15 protein-coding genes and 2 pseudogenes are annotated in these 15,562 nt (G+C 41.8%); 4 read left to right on the top strand and 13 right to left on the bottom strand.

Going from position 1 to position 15,562, the window contains the following annotated elements; genetic code table 11:
* Positions 1–82 precede the first annotated feature (82 nt).
* The 3 genes and pseudogenes from ACSLFW_RS09325 (at position 83) to ACSLFW_RS09335 (ending at position 1,643) form a co-directional block, all read left to right on the top strand.
* On the top strand, positions 83–907 hold the full coding sequence (locus ACSLFW_RS09325; protein WP_436555521.1) for an alpha-amylase family glycosyl hydrolase: 825 nt from the start codon (positions 83–85) through the stop codon (positions 905–907).
* Positions 908–936: 29 nt separating this feature from the next.
* Positions 937–1,340 (top strand): annotated as a pseudogene (locus ACSLFW_RS09330) (alpha-amylase family glycosyl hydrolase); the annotation flags it as partial.
* A gap of 63 nt (positions 1,341–1,403) precedes the next feature.
* Positions 1,404–1,643: an alpha-glucosidase C-terminal domain-containing protein gene (locus ACSLFW_RS09335; protein ID WP_436557416.1), complete on the top strand. Its 240-nt coding sequence runs from the start codon at positions 1,404–1,406 to the stop codon at positions 1,641–1,643.
* On the opposite strand, the pseudogene ACSLFW_RS09340 reads toward ACSLFW_RS09335, so the two are convergent.
* From ACSLFW_RS09340 to ACSLFW_RS09380, 9 genes and pseudogenes are all read right to left on the bottom strand, one after another.
* Positions 1,620–2,629 (bottom strand): annotated as a pseudogene (locus ACSLFW_RS09340) (pesticidal protein Cry7Aa). The gene ACSLFW_RS09335 and the pseudogene ACSLFW_RS09340 overlap by 24 nt on opposite strands.
* Before the next feature lie 45 nt (positions 2,630–2,674).
* A complete protein-coding gene (locus tag ACSLFW_RS09345) occupies positions 2,675–3,139 on the bottom strand; it encodes a hypothetical protein (RefSeq protein WP_436555522.1) in 465 nt (154 codons plus the stop codon).
* 101 nt (positions 3,140–3,240) lie between these two features.
* Complete coding sequence (locus ACSLFW_RS09350) at positions 3,241–3,561, bottom strand: LytR/AlgR family response regulator transcription factor (protein WP_436557417.1); 321 nt, start codon at positions 3,559–3,561, stop codon at positions 3,241–3,243.
* Positions 3,558–3,971: a response regulator gene (locus ACSLFW_RS09355; RefSeq protein ID WP_436555523.1), complete on the bottom strand. Its 414-nt coding sequence runs from the start codon at positions 3,969–3,971 to the stop codon at positions 3,558–3,560. The genes ACSLFW_RS09350 and ACSLFW_RS09355 overlap by 4 nt, the downstream gene beginning before the upstream one ends.
* Before the next feature lie 30 nt (positions 3,972–4,001).
* Positions 4,002–4,769, bottom strand: coding sequence for a sensor histidine kinase (locus tag ACSLFW_RS09360; RefSeq protein ID WP_436555524.1), 768 nt, complete (start codon positions 4,767–4,769; stop codon positions 4,002–4,004).
* Complete coding sequence (locus ACSLFW_RS09365) at positions 4,757–6,028, bottom strand: tetratricopeptide repeat protein (RefSeq protein ID WP_436555525.1); 1,272 nt, start codon at positions 6,026–6,028, stop codon at positions 4,757–4,759. Before ACSLFW_RS09365 ends, ACSLFW_RS09360 begins: the two co-directional genes overlap by 13 nt.
* 131 nt (positions 6,029–6,159) lie before the next feature.
* A complete protein-coding gene (locus ACSLFW_RS09370) occupies positions 6,160–7,998 on the bottom strand; it encodes a T9SS sorting signal type C domain-containing protein (protein WP_436555526.1) in 1,839 nt (612 codons plus the stop codon).
* Between the two features lie 273 nt (positions 7,999–8,271).
* Positions 8,272–9,810 carry a hypothetical protein gene (locus ACSLFW_RS09375; protein WP_436555527.1) on the bottom strand — a complete coding sequence of 513 codons (1,539 nt, stop codon included), beginning with the start codon at positions 9,808–9,810 and terminating at the stop codon, positions 8,272–8,274.
* Between the two features lie 227 nt (positions 9,811–10,037).
* The gene (locus ACSLFW_RS09380; protein ID WP_436555528.1) at positions 10,038–10,544 is read right to left on the bottom strand and encodes a hypothetical protein; all 507 of its coding nucleotides are present in this window, start codon (positions 10,542–10,544) and stop codon (positions 10,038–10,040) included.
* 97 nt (positions 10,545–10,641) lie between these two features.
* On the opposite strand from ACSLFW_RS09380, the gene ACSLFW_RS09385 reads away from it, so the two are divergent.
* Positions 10,642–10,902 carry a hypothetical protein gene (locus ACSLFW_RS09385; protein WP_436555529.1) on the top strand — a complete coding sequence of 87 codons (261 nt, stop codon included), beginning with the start codon at positions 10,642–10,644 and terminating at the stop codon, positions 10,900–10,902.
* Between the two features lie 13 nt (positions 10,903–10,915).
* Here ACSLFW_RS09385 and ACSLFW_RS09390 read toward each other — a convergent pair whose 3' ends face one another.
* From ACSLFW_RS09390 to ACSLFW_RS09405, 4 genes are all read right to left on the bottom strand, one after another.
* Positions 10,916–11,524 carry a hypothetical protein gene (locus ACSLFW_RS09390; protein ID WP_436555530.1) on the bottom strand — a complete coding sequence of 203 codons (609 nt, stop codon included), beginning with the start codon at positions 11,522–11,524 and terminating at the stop codon, positions 10,916–10,918.
* A 463-nt stretch (positions 11,525–11,987) separates the two neighbouring features.
* Positions 11,988–12,833: a T9SS sorting signal type C domain-containing protein gene (locus tag ACSLFW_RS09395; RefSeq protein ID WP_436555531.1), complete on the bottom strand. Its 846-nt coding sequence runs from the start codon at positions 12,831–12,833 to the stop codon at positions 11,988–11,990.
* Positions 12,834–13,054: 221 nt separating this feature from the next.
* A complete protein-coding gene (locus ACSLFW_RS09400) occupies positions 13,055–14,485 on the bottom strand; it encodes a hypothetical protein (RefSeq protein WP_436555532.1) in 1,431 nt (476 codons plus the stop codon).
* On the bottom strand, positions 14,391–15,389 hold the full coding sequence (locus ACSLFW_RS09405) for a hypothetical protein (protein WP_436555533.1): 999 nt from the start codon (positions 15,387–15,389) through the stop codon (positions 14,391–14,393). Before ACSLFW_RS09405 ends, ACSLFW_RS09400 begins: the two co-directional genes overlap by 95 nt.
* Between the last annotated feature and the right edge of the window lie 173 nt (positions 15,390–15,562).

Below are 15,562 nucleotides of genomic sequence, written 5' to 3' on the forward strand. Positions count from 1 at the left end.
CCGGAGGTTTTTTCGTTTTAACAATATCACAAAAGTAAGTTGCGGAATAAATCCTTACATTAGAAATCCGAAATCTAATCCCATGAAAAAATCAATTTGCTTTTTGCTTTTATTATTTCTGTGCAATCTTTCGCCAACTTTCGCCCAAGACCAAAACGTCAGTAAATGGCCACGCAATGTCAATTATGAGATCTTTGTGCAGTCTTTTGCAGACTCGAACGGCGATGGTATTGGCGACATCAACGGCATGACCGCTAAACTCGATTACCTTAAAGATTTGGGCGTTGAAGGCATCTGGCTGATGCCCATTAATCCGTCGCCATCATACCACAAATACGATGTTACCGATTATTACGGCATACACCCAGATTACGGAACGATTGAAGATTTTAAGAAATTTATCGCAGAAGCGCACAAGCGCAACATCAAAGTGATTATGGATATGGTGATCAACCACAGCAGCAGCAAACATCCGTGGTTTTTGGATGCTAAGGACAATAGCAACAGTCCGTACCGCGATTATTATGTCTGGACACACAAAGATGATCCGCAAACGCAAATGGCTGCAAAAATCATTGCAGGTGATTCTGACAATCGTAACCGCTGGAACAAAGTCGAGGGCAGCGATTACCTATTTTATTCTTATTTCGGAAGGAATATGCCTGATTTGAATTATGACAGCCCGAAATTGCGTGAGGAAATGTTCAAGGTCGGCAAATTCTGGCTGACGGAAATCGGCGTTGACGGATTTCGCCTCGATGCGGCACGCCACATTTTTCCTGACGATCGTCCGACCGACAATCATAAATGGTGGGTTTATTTCCGTAGTGAAATGCAAAAAGCCAATAAAGAAGTGTATCTCGTTGGGGAAGTCTGGGCGCCGGCTGATGTGGTTGCAGGTATATGAAAGGACTACCGGCATTATTCAATTTCGATATGGGCTTTGCGATTACAAAAGCGGTAAACGATGAAAATGCAAGTACGCTGATTGCCGAACATTTAAAAATACGCGATTTTTACAAATCTGTCAATCCTGATTATGTTGATGCGACTTTTCTAACCAACCACGACCAGGTCAGGATTATGAGCGCGGTTAACGACAATCAGGACAAGGCGCGAATGGCGGCGGCGATATTGCTGACGCTTCCGGGTTCTCCGTATATTTATTATGGTGAAGAATTGGGGATGCCGGGCAAGAAACCGACCAGGATATCCGTGAGCCGTTTTTGTGGGATGTTCAGGCGAAAGATAAATTCCGCACCAAATGGATGGAACCAAAATACGACACTGATGCCACGGTGGTTGCAGCAGCGACGCAGATTAAGGATAAGAATTCAATGTTCAATTTTTATAAAACTTTTATAAACCTGAGGAACAATAGCAAAGCGCTTACTTATGGCGAGATGCAAGCTGTAGCTGTTGAAAATACTGCTCTGCTTGCGTTCCTGCGCGTTGCTGACACAGAATCTGTTTTGGTATTGCACAACCTTAGCGGAAAAATAAGTGAAGTTAAACTACCGGCTAAACTTGAAGTGTATAACAAAATATATTTTTCCAACAAAAAAATGTCAATTACAAAAGGGGTTAACATCGAAATGCCAGCTTACAGCACGCTGGTGTTAAGTCGGGAAGTTGTAAAATAATTCAGCAATCAAACCGGAAAAACTGGTTGTAGCCACAGCAATCTGCGAATCTGCAGCGCCGTAATAAATGTAAATTATGTCATCAATAACCAAAGCGCCAGTCGGAAAGCACACTGAATTTACTTTTCCATGCAGTTCCCATTCCTGTCAGGAACTAAAATCGGGTAGGGCAGCCGCACGATTTCTTTAGTGGGATTTTCTAAATCTAAAAGCGCCGCGCAGCCGGTGTAAATGAATCCGTTGGAAGTAGGCTGGACCGCGTGATAAATCAAAAGCCAGCCATGTTCTGTCTCAATTGGAGGACAGCCACAGCCGATAAACGCTGATTCGTGCGCATATTTTGGATCGATTACAATATGCTTTTCGAAATCTTCGATGTATTTTTTCCAGTATTCCTGAGTAAGATTTTCAATGGTATCAACAGTTGCGAATTGAATTCCGGGACGAATGCGATGCAGAAAAGCGAGTTTCCCGTTTATTTTCCTTGGGAAAAACACCAAATTTTTATCCCATATATATTGGCTTCCTGAATTTAATGTAAAATAACGTTCGTCAATCGATTTTCTTTTTAAGAAATCCTGCCATTCATCTCCGGTAAATTTAGGGACGATAATGCCGTGTTTCCGGAAATTTTTAAGATATTGAGAAGTTGCAACACACCCAAACGCACTCGTTCCGTCAAAAGCGGTATAGGAAATACAATAATCATCTTCAATTTTGACGATTCTCGGGTCTTCAATGCCTTGCTTTTCAAAACCATATCCGGGAAATAAAACAGGTTTTTCAGAACGTTCCGCAATTTTAAATGGAGTGGCGACATCTAATCTGCAATAGCCAATCGTAGATATGTTGCCTTTCGCGACAGCGCGGTAAAAAAGGTGAATGTTTTCGCCTTCGCGAATTACAGCCGGATTCAGCACGCCTTCCCGTTCAAAATCGAGATGGCGGCTGCGCAGCAATATGCCGTGTTTGTTGACTTTAATCATAAATTTTAATTGCCGCTAAAAGAAAAAGCATCCCGAAAGATGCTTTTAATATAGTGAGGTGAACAAAATTATTGTTTTGTCCAGGGTATAGATATAATGAGAGCCGTCACCATTGACAACTTTTGTCGTCAGCGTACTTCCGGAGATTACAACCTCAGTCCACGCAAGGCTTATCGTATTGTTGTTGTAAAGCATATAATAATTGTCATCTTCATGACCCCATCTTCCCATAAGGTTTTCGGTGCTGCAAGCTGACGTTGTGGTATGATAAGTACTTTCGGCTCCGGTAAATTTCGCACCTTCCGCTTTAAAAGTATAAGCGGTTTCCAGTTCACAAGGTTTTAGTACGATAGGTGTATCGATGTCAGTTGTAGGATTGTGGAACGTTTTTGAAGCGAGGCTCCAGGTGCCCAAAATCGGATCGTCTTCATTGGCATTTGATTCGTTTTCAGAACCATTACATGCGGATAACATCAGCGAAAGCGCAAAAAATAAGATTACTTTTTTCATTTTAAAAGCTTAAAAGTTAAAGCGAATATAAAAAAATTAAACGAATTGGAATGTAAATCCCGTGAAGATGGAAAAATTTCCGTTGTAAAGCACCAAATCTCCTATAGTATATTGAGGCGTTTGATGAGTTCGTCGGCATAACTGCGCGTAATCGGAATGCGGTCTGCGGCAATCGTAACGGTGTTGGTTTCGAGCTTCACAAGGTAATCCAGGTTGACAATATAAGATTTGTGGGTACGGAAAAAATTTGCTCCGCTCAGCCTTTCCATAAAATTGCTCAATGAACCACGTATGAATTCTGTACTGCGGATGTTGTGGATTTCAAGATAATTCCCTTCAGATTTAATCCATAAAATATCCGAGGTGAGCAGTTTGGTGTATTTGAATTTGTCTTTAATGAAAATCGCATCTTTAATAATCAGCGTATCCGTTTCGGCGGAAGCGCATTCTCAGGTTTTGCCGGATTATCGAGCCTGTGGAAAGCCATTTCGATAGCCGTGAACAATTGTTCTTTCTTGAAAGGCTTTACAAGATAATTGATTGGATTGGTTTTTTTCGCCCTTTCCAGCGTCACCGCATCAGAATAAGAAGTCGTAAAAATAAACGGCACTTCATAATTTTGGTTGATGATTTCAGCCAGATCGATACCGTCTTTTTTTCCGTTGAGGTTGACATCTAAAAGTATCAGATCGGGTTTTTCTGCATCGAGGAAAGCGATTGCTTCTTCATAATCCATTGCATTCCCGACAACGCCATAACCCATGTTCGACAGCACATTACACATATCTTCTGCAATTATGAGCTCATCTTCTACAACTAAAATCCGGATCATCAGTTTCTTTTATGGCATAAAGTTACTAAATCAGTTGCTCAAAAAGGCCTTAAGATCTTTAAATTGTACCGAAAAGACAGTCAATCCATTTGCCGATGTGACCGAAAGCACGCCTCTTAATTGCCGCGAAAGGATTTTTACGAGTTTGAGTCCGAGTGATGTGCTGTTTTTTGCATCGAAATCTTCCGGAAGGCCTTTTCCGTCGTCACTTACGCAGAGTTTGTAATCAACATCGTTTATGTGTTCAATCTTAATATTGATGTTGCCGGTTTGCCGATTTTCGAAAGCATATTTGCAGGCGTTTGAGACAAGCTCATTTACGATAAGTCCGAGTGGAATTGCAGTATCGATGTCGAATTCGATTCCGGATGCTTCAATGGAAATAGCGATTTTTTTATCGCTTTCCCTGAAGATATCCGAAAGATATTGGATTAAATCCTTCAGGTAATTTTCGATATTGACGTTGTTGATGAATTGAGACTGGTAAAGATTTTGGTGAATCAGGCTCATTGCCTGTACGCGGCTTTGCCCTTCCTGTAAGGAAGAAAGCACGTTTTCATCCTGTATGCCCTGCGCCTGGATGTTCAGAAGGCTCGAAATAATCTGAAGGTTATTCTTTACGCGGTGGTGGATTTCCCGCAACAGCGTTTCTTTTTCAGTTAAAGAAAGGCTGATTTGCGCATGTTGCTTTTCAACGAGGTTTTTCTGTTCGTTTATAATGGCTTTTTGTTTCTGGTTGCGTTTCAGGTTATAGAAGATCCCGATTGCCAGAAGGCTGACAAAAATCAGTCCTGCCATGAATGCATATTTGGTATTGCGCTGTTTTTGGGTTTCCATTTGCAATTGCGCATCCTTTTTTTCCTGGATTGATTTGAGGTGTTCCTGTTTTTATCGAATTCGTAGGAGAGACGGAATTCTGTAATCTTTTTGTCTTTTTCTTTGTTGAAAAGCGAATCGTTTAGTTTCTTAAACTGGATGTGATTTTCGTATGCCAGTTTATAGTTTTTGGTGCTGCCATACATTTCCGCAAGGTTTTCATAAGCGTTGCGCTGCCATTCCAAATAGCCTGTAGACTGTGCCAGTTGTAAACCTTTTTTGGTTTCTTCGATGGCTTTTGCCGTAAATCCCTGCTTGAAATTGCTGAAACCGATATTGATGATGCAATTGGCTTCCCCTGCAACATCGCCTATTTTGCGCAAAGCTGCCATCGCCTTGAAATAGAAACCTGCTGCCTGATGGTAATTTTTCAATGCAGAATAGGAGTTGGCGATAGCAATACAGATGTTGGCGTTAAGATAATCGTCCGTGAATTTTCCGGAAGCTTTCAGTGCCGGCAAAAGGATTTTGAGCGCGTTGTCATATTTGCCTTGTCTCAGGTTGATTTCGCCGATTTCATTCTGAATATAACAGCCAAAATAATTGCTTTCGGTATTTTTTACTTTTTGGATGATTTTCATCGCCGTTGCATTTGTCGCCAAAGCTTCCTTGTATTTTTTCTGTTGTTTGTATATGATGGCGATATTCGAATAAGCCTTTATGATGAAAAGCGTATTTTTTTCTTTTTCATACATTTTCAGCGCAATGAGACTGAATTTCATCGCTTCGGGGTAATTGCCCATTTCAGAATATATAATGCCGAGTTGGCTGTATTCGTCGGCGAGCGCCTTCTTGTTTTTGTTTTCGACGTGGATGGCAATACTCATTTTGGTATAATCAACGGCCTGTTGGTAATTGCCTTTAAAATCATTGATTTGCGCCTGTGCAATATAAGCATAGGCAATTCCGTCTTTGTAATTGATTTTTTTTGCCAGCGCCAATGATTCGTTGCTGTAAGCGATTGCCTGCTTGGAATCGCTCATGAAATAACGGAAAGACAGGGAATTCAGGAGATTCACCTTTGTAGAATCGGCTATAGAAAATCCCTTTCGTCCTGATTTTGTCTTTTGGCGATTATAATTTTCGAGCGCGTTTTTAAGACTATCGGTAGCAGACGCCGTTTGCCCGGATGCTATTGTAAAAGTAAAAAGTAAAAAAAATGCAGCCAGTTTTTTGAACATGTTGCCGAGGGGGATTTTTTTTAATGGTTTAGTAAACTTACTGATTTACATCGATAAAATGAAGATTGCAAATAAACAAAAAAGGCCTCCCGGTTTCCCGGAAGGCCTTAATTTATTTAAAGCGCACCTATTTAGTAAACTACTTTCTTAGTTACGACTTTATTGTCGGCAGATGTAATCTGAACCAATAACACTTCCTGTGCAGCGCGAAGGTTGGTCAAAGCCGCAGTGTTTGCGTTGATTCCTGATTGCTCAAAAATCAATCTTCCGCGGATATCAAATACCTTAACGCCAGACATTGTCATGCTTCCTGAGTTGATGTGCAATACATCGTTGTTTTTGTAAACGACGACGCTGTTTGCATCAAATGCAGGGTTTTCGATTCCAAGTGTAGTACTTTGGAATACCACGCTGAATCTGTTAGTAGTTGTTCCGGCTTCAGCAGCAAAAGTATAAGCACTTTCTTTGATGTTATGGATGATTCCGGAAACATTGTCTTTAACGTAAACATTTTGGTCACCAGTGAACAATCCGTCAACGTGATCGATTCCGATTGAGAAAGTTCCTGCAGTAAGCGCATTGAAGCTTAACGGAATCTCATCTGTATCAGCGAATGGCAAAGCACGCGCCTGGATGTTATATTTCTCGCCACCAATCAAAGAAGCGATGTTGCTGATGTTGCCTTCGATTTGTTTTGCATCTACAGATACGTCAGCATCGTTGGTAGCGCCATCCATATATCCTACAAGGATTTGGTTTTGGGTGCCATTTGCATCAGAAAGGTTCAACCAGATACGGCTTTTATCAACAGTAGCGTTTCTGAAGAAAAGGGCAGTATTGTTACCTGTACGCATCGCATTTGTAAATGTAGCAGTTCCGGAAGCAGCTGTTTTCAACAAGAAACCTTGTCCGACAGCAATACTTCCATCCGAAGTTGCGCCGCCTGCAGCAGCAGCTGTACCGAAAGTCGTGTAAGTAGCATAATTAGCTCCAGACGCAGCATTTTGGTTAGCATGTGCCCAGAAATAAAGTGAGCCCGGGTTTTGTGCAAGGAATAAATCAGCGCTTACCGTCGATGGGTAAGGGTTTCCTAACATGTTGAAACCTTGTCCTGTTCCCGGTGTATTTGTGATTGCAATAGCAGCATCACCGTTGTTCGGTACGCCATTAAATTCACCGTTGAAAGTAGCTTGTGAGCCATTTGTAGGGAAATTGTTCGGAGCACGAAGCATGTAACCTTTAGCTAACGTAAACGTAGCATTTTCTGGAGTTGTAATAGCGCTAAAGCTGTTGGTCGTCTCATCCATAGTATAAAAACGTGAAGCACCTACCGGAGGAGAAACGGTCTGTGGAGAGAACGCTTTCAGGTTTTGAGCCGCTACCGGAGAACCCCAGTAAACATAATCCAATCTTCTCATTGTTGCATTGCGTTTCACAGTAATTGCACCTGAGTTAGCAGCATTTGTAGTTTGCAAAAGGTTGGCATTGTTCTCGAAAGTCAATGAACCGCCACTTACTGTAACAGCATTAGCAACAGTAAAATCGTTTCCTGAATTAATCGTAACCGCACCACTGTTTACCAATACGCGGCAAGCTGATAAATCCCCTGTTGAAGAAAAAGCACCCTCAAAAATCGCTAATGTGGTAGAAGTGGGTGCACTGTTACTCCACGCAGCGCCATTCCAGGTTGTTGAAGGAACAGTAATCGTAAGCGTTGTAGAAGCAGCACATTGTCCTGCATCAGGTGTAAATGTATAAACCGTTGTAGCATTCGGGTTGATTGCAGGACTCCATGTACCAGTAATATTGTTGGTAGAAGTTGTAGGCAAAGCAGCCACTGTTCCGTTACAAACCGGAGCTACAGCGCTAAATGTCGGGACAGTTAAAGCAACTTCAGTAATAACGATAGTTGCAGTACCTGTACTGCTGTATCCGTCTAATTGTACATAATAAGTATTTCCCGGAACCAAACAGATAGCATCGATATAAGCTGAATCTGCTGTTCCGCCGTGACCGCTTTCATCACCGCTGTCATCATTCGCGGCTAATAGTGTAAATGTTGAATAATCAGCACAGTTGGTAGCAGAATATAACGCTAATTGATCATCAAAACCACTGGCCTGGATGATTACACGTCCTGAAGCAGGCGCTGTGAAAGTTCCCAGATTGTGTTGTTCAAAGTGTTATTACACCATCCTGTCTGGATAGAACAACCAGTTCCGGGAGGAACAACTTCGCCTGTATCAATCGCAGCACCTGCATTTGAGTATGGCCCAGTTTGAACCAACAACCAAAGCAATTGGTGCACAAGGCGTATCACCCTGAACAGATACCACTACAGTAAGTTCGTTTGAAGTGACAACTGTACAGCCGCCAACCGTACGGGTAGCAACTATATAATAAGTGCCCGGACTTGCAAATGAAATATTTTGCGGGTTTCCGGTAGCAGTAGCGATATTGCTGTAAGGACCACCTGTTACGGTAGCAGATTGCCATTGTAATGTACCGCCAGTACCGCCAGTTTCAGAGAAGGAACCACTTTGAGCAGTAAACAATGCAGAAGGTCCGCTGATAGTTCCGATTACCGGTTGACTTTCAACACTAAACGTCCATGTGTTACAACCTGTCGCTGCACCTGCGTTGTTAACCGGAAATACAGACCATGTGTGTCCGCCAAGGGCTAATACACCCGCATTATAGCTGGTTCCTGCCTGGTTAATTGGAGCACCACCGTCAAGAACGATGTTATAGCTTGTAGCGCCTGAAGCTGCTGGCCATGTCAAAGTTACTGGGACAGCCTCACATGCCGTTCCTCCGTTTGCAGGAGTAGTCGGGTTACCTATACATGCCGGTGGAGCGGCAGTTACGCAAACGGTGAAAGCACCTGTTCCTGTTCCTGAAGCTGAATGGTAAATACGAATGAAGTAAACATTTCCGGGAACAAAACTTGTTCCTGTGAAAGTCTCTGTACCTGCAGTTGATGTATTGTTAACACAAGTTACAGAAGTTAGTGTACCTGTACAAGTATTGTCAGATGAACTCCAAACTTGAAAGTGGGCGTTAAAACCAGCGCCAGATTGTACGGTTATAACATCAGTTGCCGTAGAAGCTGTAAAGCTGTACCATACATCATCATCTGCTGTACCGCCACAAACTGCCTGAGCGCTTGCAGTTGAATTTACTGTTGAACCAGCTGTTGCTGAACAGCTCGTGCCTACTGATAAATTCACAGCGCCACAAATGTCATCGTTTGCAGGGGGAGGTACGATTTCATTCACACAGATAGAAAAATCTCCGGCACCTGCAGCTGCAGTTGTAGTTCCTAAAGTTGGAGTTGAAGATGATCCTGCAGTTTCGTGGTAAACGCGTACATAGTAAGTTGCGGCAGGGGTAAGTCCTGTCGCGTTGATAGTTTCAGTAAGTCCGGCACCTGTTGCGTTAACACAGTTAAGTGGCGTAATACCGGCGTCAGAGAACAATTGTACTACAGGATTGTAACCTGCACCACCGCGAACAGTAATGGTTTGTTGTGACGTGCTTGCTACGAAAGTAAACCAAACATCGTCGTTCGGAGTACCTGGAGTACCGGCACCGCAAGTTGCAATTCCTGCAGAAGCCGTTGCGTTTTTGCTGCTGTAATAAGTACCGCAGAAGCCTGTACACGGAGATGGATTAACAGTCAATCCGATTGCAGTACCTGGCTCGTCATTTGTCAATGCTGCCGGAGCTAATGCACCGCTGTATGTTCCAGGCGTAAATGTATAAGTCGTGTTACAACTCATTACCGCTGAAAGCGTATTTTAGCAACATTTGAAAATGCCTGAGTATTTTCAATCTGTTGTGTTTGTAATTGATTTACAGTTGGAGAGGCAGCTACAGTTGCACCGTTAACTCCGACTGTATAAGAATAACCATAGTTGGCAGTACCTGCAAATTGTTCAAACGTACCGTAATTATATTCGATTACACCTGTAGTTTCATATAATTTAACCTGGAAATTCAGGTTTAGTCAGGCGTTGTTGAAAGTTTCCATTCCAATCCACTCGATAGTTGCAACCCTGTTAGGCGCTGTACCATTAAGTGCATATTTGAAAGCAGCGTTCAAACCGGCAATGTTTCCAGGGTTGCCCGGCGTTACCAAATCTTCATAATAAGGAGCTAAAGACAATAAAGTTCCCGAAGTATTTGTAAAGTAGGAATTATCATATCCGTAGGCGCTCAGACCAGAACCGGTTGCAGAAGTACCAGTATTGAAAGTCAGGTATCCGTTTGTAGACACGGAGAAAGTGCTGTAGTTACCTCCCTTGTATGGGAAGTTAAACCCGATATTCTGTGAAGCACTTAAGTTGTCATCAGTGTTAGTATTTCCATTTCTCCATGTTCCTGTCAGGCTTGATCCGGTACCGGCAATTGATACGTAAGAAGAACTTGATTTTGTAATGTCAAAAGAACAGTTAATCGGTGAAACCAGCGAAGCGTTCGTATAGGCATCCGATCCGCTGCAGGTCACTTTCAAGCGGTAGTAAATATTAGCAACTACAACCGGGGTTGTATAAGCTGCTGTAGTTGCACCGCTTCCGCCAACGGCATTAGCCCATGCATCTGCAACACCATTGTCATCAGACTCTTCCCACTGGAACGTAATTCCAGTAACACCGGAAGTGTATCCTGTAGCAGTTAGCGTCGTGCCGGTTGTTCCGCCGCTACATACACCTGCCGTAGCCGGAATAGAGCCAGGTGTTGGTGTTCCTGCACACGGAGGAGGAGGTGTAAAAGTAAATTTCTTACCAACTAACGCAGTAGTAGAAGATATACTGTTGTTGGCAGTCGTTGATGAAACTGTAGAAGGCGAACCTGGTGTGACACTAAGGTAAGAAGTTGTGTCAGCTAGACCAATAGATGCCGAAAGTGTTCCGCAGCTCCCATTGTTCCATATATAAAGTCAATGGCATTAGTTGTTTCGTAAAGCCTGATTTTATAAGAAGCGGTCGAGCTGCCACTTGTTGCTCCGCTACCGCCAATGTTAACACCTGTCCATGATACTTCAAGGATTTGGTTTGGAGAAACGCCTGACGTCAGGTATTGGATTGAACCGGCATTTCTGTGGTTATCGTCCCAAAAAACACCCAGCAAAGGATTATTGGTTGCGCTGTTTGAAAGCCCGTTTGAAAAACCTCCGGTTGAAGTGATTGCAGCACCACCCAATTTAAGGAAACCATTTGTGGTAAGTCCGAAAGTTGTGTAATTAACACCTCCAAAAGTGAAGGTAAATCCAATATTGATTGGTGATTGCGTTCCATCGTCACCAGTTGCAGTTGAATTGGTTCCGACTACAGCAGAAAAAGCCTCGGTAGATTCGCTGAAAGTATAACTGCTGGCAGATTGTGAAAATCCGCTGAAATTCATCAACAGTACCATCGTCATAAAAATCCCTAAAAGCCAGGATTTTTTATTGGCTTTAAAGAAAGTTGAAGGCGGAGATTCCGTACTTCCCACATCTTCTTCCTGAACGAAGCATCCCTACCTCCTTCAAAATGATTGTAATTGTAATTCATAATAATAATTTAAATTAAGGGCATAAAAATAGCGATTTTGAAGGAGGAATTATCACAAAAATCATAAAAACACCTATATCTATAACAATAATGCAATAAAATCCATAAAAATAAAGATTTTAGTTATTTAATATAATTATTAAATTTTTCGTAAAATATTATCTTAAAAAAATCCTAAATGACATTTTGAAATGTGAAAAAAATATTCAATTTTCGATTAAATGTTAATGTTAAAATTTACGTTAAGAAAACTTTAACGCATTGTCATTGGGTTTAGGTTAAGGAATTGCTAAAAAGGGTTTCAATTTTCTTAATTATTGAACATTCACTTTTCATTATTTTATAAAAAAAAACTCCCTCGGTTTCACGCAAGAGAGCTTAAATAATTTTTATGGTCTTAAAGTCTAGTATACCACTTTCTTAGTGACGGTATAATTGTTTGTATCTTTTACCTGAACCAGTAATACATTTTTACCAGATTTGAGGGTGTTTAGTGCAACAGTGTTTGAGTTGATCCCGGATTGCTCAAATATCAATCTGCCGCGTGTATCGAATACTTTTACGCCAGACATCATAGTACTTCCGGAGTTGATATTTAAAATTTGATTCTGTTCGAAAACAACCACATTATTGGCTTCGAAAACAGGATTTTCCATACCAAGCGTTAAATTCTCGAAAACAATACTAAACCTGTTAGCCGTTGTACCCGCTTCTGCAGCAAAGACATACGGACTTTCTTTTATATTATGAACAATCCCGGAGACCTCATCTTTAATGAATATATCCTGTGCTGAATCTTCAGTTGCTGAAAATAGTCCGTCGGCATGATCAAGCGAAATCGTGAAAGTTCCGGCTGCAAGTGCTTTAAAATTCAACGGAATTACATCTGTAGGAGCAAAAGGCAATGGGCGTCCCTGAACTGTGTAGTTTTCATTGCCGATGATACTTGAAATGGAACTTCCGTCATAATTCATAATCCCGTCAATAGAAGCATCGGCTTCGTTGGTCGCGCCAGTTATATATCCGACAAGCGCCTGATTCATCATATTTTCGCCATTATACAGGTTCAGCCATATACGGTGTCTCTCAATATTATTAGTTGTCCTGAAAAACTGTCCGTCATTATTGCCGCTGCGCATGTCATTCGTAAATATAGCGTCTGTATTTGTTGCTGTTTTAAGTAAAAAGCCCTGGCCAGCCTGAATATAGCCATTAGGCGTTGCTCCACCCGTAGCAGCTGCGGCGCCCATTGTAGTATAAGTCGCATAATTGGCGCCTGATGCGGCTACCTGATTGAAATGTGTCCAGAAATATAAAGTGCCCGGATTGGTTGTCAGAAATGAATCGGCATCGATCGGAGAAGGGTAGGGATTTCCAAGAAGGTTAAACCCTTTTCCTGAACCGGAATTGGTAATCGGGACAGAATACGACCCGTTATTGGGAGCGCCTGTAAAAATACCCTCAAAAGTTGTTACCGTCGTAGGAAAATTATTCGGGGCAGGATCATATAACCGTTTGCGGGAACAAAATCGTTCAAAGCCGGATCGATTGCTGCGAAGCTATTCGTTGTTTCATTTAATGTATAAAAACGGGTGGTTACGGTTTGCGGAGAAAAATCGCCAAGATTCTGGTCTAAAACCGGAGCGCCCCAGTATACATAGTCAAGACGTCGCATTTGCGCATTGCGTTTGTAAATGATATTGCCCGCATTCTGATTGGGTACGGTTTCGGAAAACTGTAATAGATTGGCGTTATTTTCAAAAGTCATTGTCCCTGACTGAACGTCAACTTTTCCTTTTACATACAAATCATCGCCTGAGCTTATCGTAACATCTGCATTATTAAGAACGGTAAACGAACAACTGTCCAGATTACCTGCAGAAGTATAGTCTCCGGTAATTGTAACGCCGGTATCCGCGTTCGGAACACCATTGCTCCAGCTAACGCCATTCCAAGTGGTATAACTTATGCAATTCAGGCTGCAGGCGTATGATATCTCCGCAGCACTGTTACAGCCGTTGGCATTGTTGGCAACCAGAACATTGAGCGATCCATTATCGATGTAAATACAGATACTTCCGGGAATATTACAAACAGCCAGATTTGGATTGTTATTGATGTGTACGCCCGTAAGTAACAACGGATTTACATTTTCCAATCCTGAAAGGTTAGCAATGGCATCATTTTCTTCAATTTGTATATAAGCGGTTATCGCCGTTAGATTTGAGAATGCTGTAATTGATGTCAACAGTGGAATATTGGTAATGTCGAAATAGCCATTCACCGTTTGCAGATTCGAAAATCCCGACATATCAGTTACGCTGTTATTCTCTTCAAAATAAAAATTCCCGGTCGAATTGAGGCCAGAGAAATCAAGATTTGCCAATACATTATTTTGGTATACAGTAAAATCAGCAGATACAGTTGTGAGGCTTGGCAACGCCAAAGTCGTCATATTATCATTGAGCCCCACCTGCACACCGCCAGCAGTTTGCAAATTAGCAGCAGTAAAACTCGTTAGTCCGTCGCAATCATAGACAACAAAATTGCCACCCACGGTAGTCAGTGCCGGAAACGCATTTACAACAGCAATTGCAGGATTCTGAAAATAATAATAAAATGCACCACCAATAGTAGTCAGATGATCAAAACCCGAAAGATCATTTAATAAAGGCGTGCTTGAAAAATCAAGGTCTCCGCCAATTGTATATAAATGTGAAAGTCCTTCAACATTTGTAATGTCTGGCCCCGACAATGTCAGATTACTGCCAATATTATTACAATGTGCATAAGTAACACCAAAATCATCAACTTCTGCTTGCGTAGAAAGTGTTACGTTTGTTGGGCATGGTATACTGCAAGCTGTCGAAATAACCGCAGCACTTTCGCAACCCTGGTGCATTGGTATGGATATCCGAAAGGCAGGCTCCACCAAGTAAAGCACATATAGGTGCCGTATTACAAACCGAAAGCGTTGCATTATTTCTGATATTAATGCCTGTAAGTGTTAAAGGATTTAAATTGTCAAGGCCTGAAAGGCTTGTCAGCGCCGGATTGTTATCAATTTGGATATATCCGTTTAACGTTGTAAGGTTACTGAGTCCTGAAATATTTGCGAGAATCGGATTGTTCGAAATATCGATATAAGTATTAATCGTTGCAATTGATGAAAATCCGGAAAGATCAGTAAGGCTGTTGTTATTTTCAATGTAAAAATAACCGGTTGATGCCAGACTATTAAAAGACATTTGCGGCAAAAACGGATTAGAGCTTACCGAAAATGAACCGCCAATGCTTGTAAGCGCCGGAAATGATAATGTTGTCAGCCCCGAATTAAGCGTAATGTCAACGAAACCGGGCACAGAAGTGAGTGCAGGCAGCGTAATGTTTGGCATATTATCGTTCCCGTAAAACTGTACATTTCCTCCTAACGGACTTATTGCCGTAATCGTTGAAAGATTGCCAAGTGCCGACAAATCTGAAAGCGCTGTTTCAAAATAGAGATAAAATCCGCCCGCAGATGTCAGGTTGTTAAATCCCGAAAGGGATGTCAGCAAAGGCGTTGAACTAAAATCAATATAGTCTGTGACGGTTGTGATATTGGCAAACCCATTGAGGTTAGTAATGTCAGATCCTGACACCGTCAGAACTCCGCTGATCGTTGTACAGGCAGGGTAGGTTGTTCCGAAATTATCAATATCGGCCTGATTTGTAATGGTGACGTCACCAGCCGGGCATTGTGAAAAAACAACGGGGCTGCTTAAAACTGTCAATAAAAGCGCTAAGTAATGTAATGTTCTTTTCATAGATTATCATTTAGGTAGGTTACATGCTTCTGAGCACTCACAAATTTACAAATTTTTATTTTAAAGGATTTTAACAAATGATTACTTATATGCGTACGAGAAAAATTGTATTTCAGATTCGTACTTTGTGCAAAACAAAAAGCCTCCCGATTTGCGGAAGGCTTTTCTTATTT

Origin of the sequence: Flavobacterium sp. 3HN19-14, assembly GCF_051373205.1 — a bacterium.
Classification (GTDB): domain Bacteria; phylum Bacteroidota; class Bacteroidia; order Flavobacteriales; family Flavobacteriaceae; genus Flavobacterium.